Origin of the sequence: Streptomyces sp. MUM 2J (assembly GCF_022414535.1) — a bacterium.
Taxonomy (GTDB): domain Bacteria; phylum Actinomycetota; class Actinomycetes; order Streptomycetales; family Streptomycetaceae; genus Streptomyces.
This window is the reverse complement of sequence record NZ_JADWYM010000086.1, coordinates 1-5,833: the sequence shown is the minus strand read 5'-3', so window position 1 is coordinate 5,833 and position 5,833 is coordinate 1. Positions and strand designations below refer to the sequence as shown.

At 74.0% G+C, this 5,833-nt stretch carries 3 protein-coding genes; 1 reads left to right on the top strand and 2 read right to left on the bottom strand.

Going from position 1 to position 5,833, the window contains the following annotated elements; translation table 11 throughout:
- Window positions 1-1,133 (top strand): GAF domain-containing sensor histidine kinase (locus I3F54_RS31635; RefSeq protein ID WP_240122371.1); only part of this gene is annotated, 1,133 nt, incomplete at its 5' end.
- 231 nt (window positions 1,134-1,364) lie between these two features.
- Here I3F54_RS31635 and I3F54_RS31630 read toward each other — a convergent pair.
- Both I3F54_RS31630 and I3F54_RS31625 read right to left on the bottom strand, forming a co-directional pair.
- Window positions 1,365-2,570, bottom strand: a complete 1,206-nt coding sequence (locus I3F54_RS31630) for a globin domain-containing protein (protein WP_240122370.1) — start codon at window positions 2,568-2,570, stop codon at window positions 1,365-1,367.
- Between the two features lie 691 nt (window positions 2,571-3,261).
- Window positions 3,262-5,118 (bottom strand): PAS domain S-box protein, encoded by a 1,857-nt coding sequence (locus I3F54_RS31625; RefSeq protein WP_240122369.1) that lies wholly within the window; start codon window positions 5,116-5,118, stop codon window positions 3,262-3,264.
- Window positions 5,119-5,833: the final 715 nt, after the last annotated feature.

Sequence of the window (5,833 nt, the reverse complement as noted above, 5' to 3'; positions counted from 1 at the left end):
AGGAGTCGCGGCTGCGTGAGCGGTGGCTGCGGGCGAACGCGGAGATCACCCACAGCCTGATGTCCGGAGTCGAGCGCTCCGAGGTTCTCGGCCTGCTGGCGGACCGGGCCCGGGAGATCACCCAGGCGTCCCTCGTCGCGGTCGCGATGCCGGTGGAGGACACCGGCTCGCTGACCGTCGAACTCGCCACCGGCGCCGACGCCGATCGCCACCGGGGCCAGGTGCTGCCCGTGGAGGGCACCCTCGTCGGCGAGGCCTACGCCACCGCCGCCCCGGTCACCTGCCTGGACGTCCTCGCGGACGCCCGGGTGGCGCTCCTGTCCGGCCGGTTCTCCGGGCTCGGCCCGGCCGTCGCCGTCCCCATCGGCACCGGGGTCGAGGGCGTACGCGGTGTCGTGCTGCTGGTCCGTGAGGCCGGCGAGACGGCGTTCTCCGAGAAGGAGATCGAACCGCTCAAGGGCTTCGCCGCCCAGGCCGCAGTCGCGATGGAGCTGGCCGAACGCCGTCAGGACGCCGAGCAGATCGCGGTCCTCCAGGACCGTGACCGCATCGCGCGCGACCTGCACGACCTCGCCATCCAGCGGCTTTTCGCCACGGGGATGACCCTCCAGAGCGCCGGACGCTTCATCGAGCACCGGGAGGCCGCCGAGCGCGTCGTCCGCGCCGTGGACGACCTGGACGAGACCATCAAGATCATCCGCTCGACCATCTTCGGCCTGCGCTCCCGTGAGGACGGCACCGCCGGCGCCGGGCTGCGCGCCCGCGTGGTCCGCGCGGTCGGGGAGGCCGCCCCGGTGCTGGGCTTCGCGCCCAGCGTCCGTATGGAGGGCCTGCTGGACACCGCCGTGTCGCGGGAGACCGCCGACCACGTGGTGGCCGTCCTCTCCGAGGCGCTCACCAACGTCGCCCGGCACGCCCGCGCGGACCGGGTCGACGTCGTCCTGGGGACCGACGGGCGCGCGGTGCGCCTGACGGTGACCGACAACGGCGTCGGACTGCCGCCGGGGGGCCGCCGCAGCGGTCTGCGGAACATGGCGGAGCGGGCCGAGCAACTGGGAGGCGCGCTGGAGACCCTGACCCCGGAGGACGGCGGGACCACGCTGGTGTGGCGGGTTCCGGTGGGGGAGCGGTAGCACGCTCCCGGGCGCTGCGGGGCTGTGCCGGGCAGGCACCGGGAGGGGAGCCCGGCCGGACGTCGAACCGCCGCCGGCGCGCGGCCCCGTTGCCCCGGCCGGGACGGCGACGGTCCCGGCCGCAGGGTGAACGGCCGCGGGGTTAACCACCGCACCGGCACGGGCCGGGGACGGCATCGCCGCGCTCCCGGCCCTCACCCGACACTCAGCCTCCGCCCCGGCGGGCGGAGTTCACGCGGCGGCGTCCGGCAGCCACAGGTCGGGGCCGAACACCTCGTAGCGGATCAGGCGGGCCGGGACGCCGCGCCCCAGCAACTCGGCACGCACCGCGCGCATGAACGGCAGCGGCCCGCACAGGTACACGGTCGCGTCGGCGGGCAGCTCGACCGCGTCGAGGTCGAGCAGGCCCGCGTGGGTGTCCGGCTCGGCCGCGTCGGGACGCTCGTACCAGAAGACCGCCTGCCCGTGCGGCAGCCGATCGGTCAGCTTCCGGGTCTCCGCGCGCAGCGCGTGGTCCTCGGGGGCCGTGTCGGCGTGCAGCACCAGCACCTGGCGGGCGGACCCGGTCACCGCGAGACGGTCGAGCATGCCGACCATCGGCGTGCAGCCGATGCCCGCCGATATCAGCACCAGCGGGGTGTCCGCCTCGTCGAGGGAGATGTCGCCGAACGGCACGGACAGGGTCAGCTCGTCGCCGACGTGGACCGTTCGGTGCAGCAGCTCCGACACCTCGCCGTCGGGGTCGCCGCCGGTGCCGGCCACCCGCTTGACGGTGATGCGGCGCAGCTCGCGCCCCGGGTCACCGGACAGGCTGTACTGGCGCACCTGGTGCACCCCGTCCGGCATGAGCACACGGACGCTGACGTACTGCCCGGCGCGCGCGGCCGGGGCCGGCCCGCCGCCGGCCGGGCGCAGCACGAAGGACACCACGTCCGCGGTCTCCTGCCGCCGCTCCACCACGGTCCACGGCTGCCAGACATCGCCCGGTTCCACCCCCGCCTCCTGGTAGAGGCGGGCCTCCTGGGCGATGAGCGCACCGGCCATCAGCCAGTACACCTCGTCCCAGGCGGCGGCCACCTCCGGTGTCACCGCCTCGCCCAGCACCTCGGCGATCGCACCGAACAGGTACTTGTGGACGATCGTGTACTGGTCGTCGGTGACCCCGACCGCCGTGTGCTTGTGGGCGATGCGCGAGAGCAGCGCGTCCGGCCGCTCGTCGGGCCGTGCCAGCAGGGCCCGGGCGAAGCCGGCGATCGATCCGGCGAGGGCCCGGCGCTGGGCCCCGCTGGCCTGGTTGCCGCGGTTGAACATGCCGTCCAGCAGCTCGGGCCGGTCGCGGAACATCGCCCCGTAGAAGCGTGTGGTGATCTCGTCGAGTGCACCGGCCACGGCGGGCAGCGTTGCCCTGACGACGGCTGCGGACTCTGCGGACAGCATGAAGCCTCCCGAAGGCGGGACGAAGGAGAGGATCGGGGCGGGGGCCGGACGTGTGGTGAACGGCGGGCCGGGTCCGGCGGACCTGGCCCATCCCTTTATAGGAGGAGAGCCGCACATGATCACAGGGCCGGACAGGGCCCGCGCAGGGACGTTCGGCCCAGCGCGGCCGGGCGGCGCGCCGCCTAGCGTTCCTGGCACGGAGAACGGCCTCGCCCCCGGACCGAGGGGGCGTCGTCCGGTGCCGTTCGCTCCCGGGCCGATGGTTGGCGAACCGTCGGATCCGGTGGCGGACACGTCTGTTCGGCGGCAGGGAACCCCCACGGTCCTGGGGATGGGACCCCGGGTGAGCCCTCCCGCCGACGGCCCGGAGCCGTACTCCCGGGGCGGCGCGACAAGGCTCGTGGGCCTGCCCCGACCTGCCCGGGTGCTCCCTTTCGCGGTGCAGCCGGGCAGGACACCGGTGCGGACTCGGGCCGCCTTCCGGAACCGCGTACGGGCCCACTGGGGAGAGGGCACGCGCGGTTCCGGAACACCCCCGTGGACGGCCGCCGGTGAACACGTGGTCCTCGGCGGCTCGCTCGGCTTGCGGTGGGGAGAGGCCGGGCGATGCCGCCGGAAACCGGCCCCCGCCACACCGGCGTCCGGCCCGCCCCGGCAGCTTTCCGGCACCCGGCTACCGCGGAGGCCCGGCTCACAACCCGAGCGTGAACCAGGTCGTCTTCCCGTGGTCGGTGGGCCGCACTCCCCAGCTTCCCGCGAGCGCCCGCACCAGGATCAGCCCGCGGCCCGACTCCTCGTCCCCGGCCGCCAGGCGCGGCTGCGGCAGATGCTGGCTGCGATCGCTGACCTCGACGGTGAGTTCGGTGGCGGTGCGGCGCAGCCGCAGCCCGATGGGACCCTCGGCGTGCTGGACGGCGTTGGTGAGCGTCTCCGACAGCAGGAGCAGCGCGTCGTCGGGGTCCGTGGCGCAGTTCCACGCGGTGAGGGCCTTGCGCAGGAACGCACGCCCCTCCGGCACGGACTCCGCCACCGCGGGCAGCTCGGTGCTGCGCGCCGCCAGCGGGGCCGGCGGCAACTGGGCCAGCAGCAGCGTCACGTCGTCGTTGTGGCTGTCGGCGTCCGGCAGCAGGCTCGTCAGCACCTGGTCGGCCGCGGTCTCCAGGCACGCCGGACCGGTGAAGAACTCCGCCAGGACGACGGAGAGTTCACCGATCCGCCCCTCGATGTCGCTCCCCGGCGTCTCGATCAGCCCGTCGGTGTAGAGCACGAGGGTCGCACCCGGGGGGATCTCGATGCACGACTGCTCGTAGATCACGTCGCCGACCCCGAGCGGCGCGTTGACCGGCGTCCGCAGCTGGCTGACGCCCTCACCGGCCCCGGCGACCAGGACCGGCAGATGACCGGCCGAGCACACCGTCACCGTTCCCGCGTCCGGCGCGATCACCAGATAGCAGCAGGTCACCAGCTGATCGGGCACGTCCAGGTCGGCCACGCAGCTGTCCAGGGCCTGCATCAACCGGTGGGGTTCCATGCCGGTCTTCGCCAGGGCGTGCGCCGCCGAGCGCAGCTGTCCCATCACGGCCGCCGCTTCCAGGCCGCGGCCCATCACGTCACCGATGAGCACCCCGACCCGGTCGGCGCCCAGAGGCACCAGGTCGAACCAGTCGCCGCCCACGCCCGCGCCCTGCGTGGCGGGCCGGTAGCGGCTCGCCGTGGCCAGGCCCGGCAGCGCGGGGGGCGTGCCCATGAGGCTGCGCTGCAGCGTCAGCGCGATGTGCCGCTGCTGCTCGTACAGCGCGGTGAGTTCGGCCTCGGCGCGCTTGCGGTCGCTGATGTCCCGCACGATGGCGCAGGCGCCGACCACCGCGCCGGACGGGTCCCGTGTCGGCCACAGGGTCACGTCGACGTCCAGCATGCCGCCCGTCTTGGTCCTCCGCAGCGTCTCGAAGTGCTCGACCTTCGCGCCGTCCCGCAGCTGCTCCAGCAGCATGCCGACCTCCCCGCGCCGTTCCGGCGGGGCGAGCACGGCGACGTGGCTGCCGATCGCCTCCTCGGCCGTGTAGCCGTACAGGCGCTGCGCCGCGGCGTTCCAGTACGTGATGTGCCCGTCCAGGGTCTTGGCCAGGATCGCGTCCTGCGAGGACTCCACGATCCCCGCCAGCTCGTTGATGCGCGCCTCGGCCGCCTTGCGGTCGCTGACGTCGCGCACGGCTGCGGAGACCAGCAGCCCGTCCGCCGTCTCCAGCGGGCTGAGGCTGATCTCCACGGGGAACTCGGTGCCGTCCTTGCGCAGCCCGTGCAGTTCCAGACCCGCGCCCATCGGGCGGACCTGCCGGTTGGCCGCGTAACCGTCGCGGTGACCGGTGTGATGGGCGCGGAAACGGTACGGCATCAGCAACTCGACCGGATGGCCGAGAAGTTCCTCCCGCCGATAGCCGAACATGGCCTCCGTCTGTGCGTTGACGAGCCTGATGACTCCCGTGTCGTCGACGATGACCATTGCGTCCGGTGCGGCCTCCAGTAAGCCGCGGAACACCATGTCGGCCATGTGGCGGCCCCCTCCCGTGCGAGGAATCAGGCCATCACAGCGCGTCTGGGTTGGGCCCGCCCCGGAATGTCGTTTACTTGCCGCTTCCTGCCCAAAGGCGATCGTCGGGAGATCGACCTGGATGACCACGGAACCCGGGTTCGTGCTCGGCGCCCGGGGGCCGGCCTCCCCGCCGCGGTGAGGACCTGCGGCCGGAACCGGATCTTCCGCCGCCCGGCGCCGCGCCCGGTGCCGCGTGCGGCACCGGGCGGTACGGCGCCCCCTTCGCCGCAGGTGCACGACAGGGCGGGAAGGACCATCCGCTTCTTGCGGATCCTCATTGCGCGGTGCACGGCACCCGGCCGCTTCTCCGCGTCTCGATGCGGTCCTTCCCGTCACCTTCAGCACAGCACAACGGCCGCACATCCACCAGGGCCGAACGGCCCCACCCCGCGAAGGTACCGGCCGCCGCCCGCCCGCAAAGGGGCGCTCCAGCCCGTGGCAGGGGCCGGTCGGCTCAAGCGCCGCGGGCCGCACCTGCGCTTGGCTGGACGTGAGCACCACGACACGACCGAAGGAGCGAGAACCGTGGGAACCACCCTCACACCGGACTCCTGGGAGGGCGCCGCCCTGCTCCTGGCCGCCGCGGCGGGCCTGGGCTTCGCCGCCACAGCGGCCCACGACGCCCGCGCCCTGCGCCGCGCACGCCGCGCTCCGCGGCAGCGGCCCCCGCGCC

What these genes read in the sequence shown, in the direction of transcription:
- I3F54_RS31630 (WP_240122370.1), bottom strand. Translation starts at nt 2,570, where the DNA reads ATGCTGTCCGCAGAGTCCGCAGCCGTCGTCAGGGCAACGCTGCCCGCC.
- I3F54_RS31625 (WP_240122369.1), bottom strand. Translation starts at nt 5,118, where the DNA reads ATGGCCGACATGGTGTTCCGCGGCTTACTGGAGGCCGCACCGGACGCA.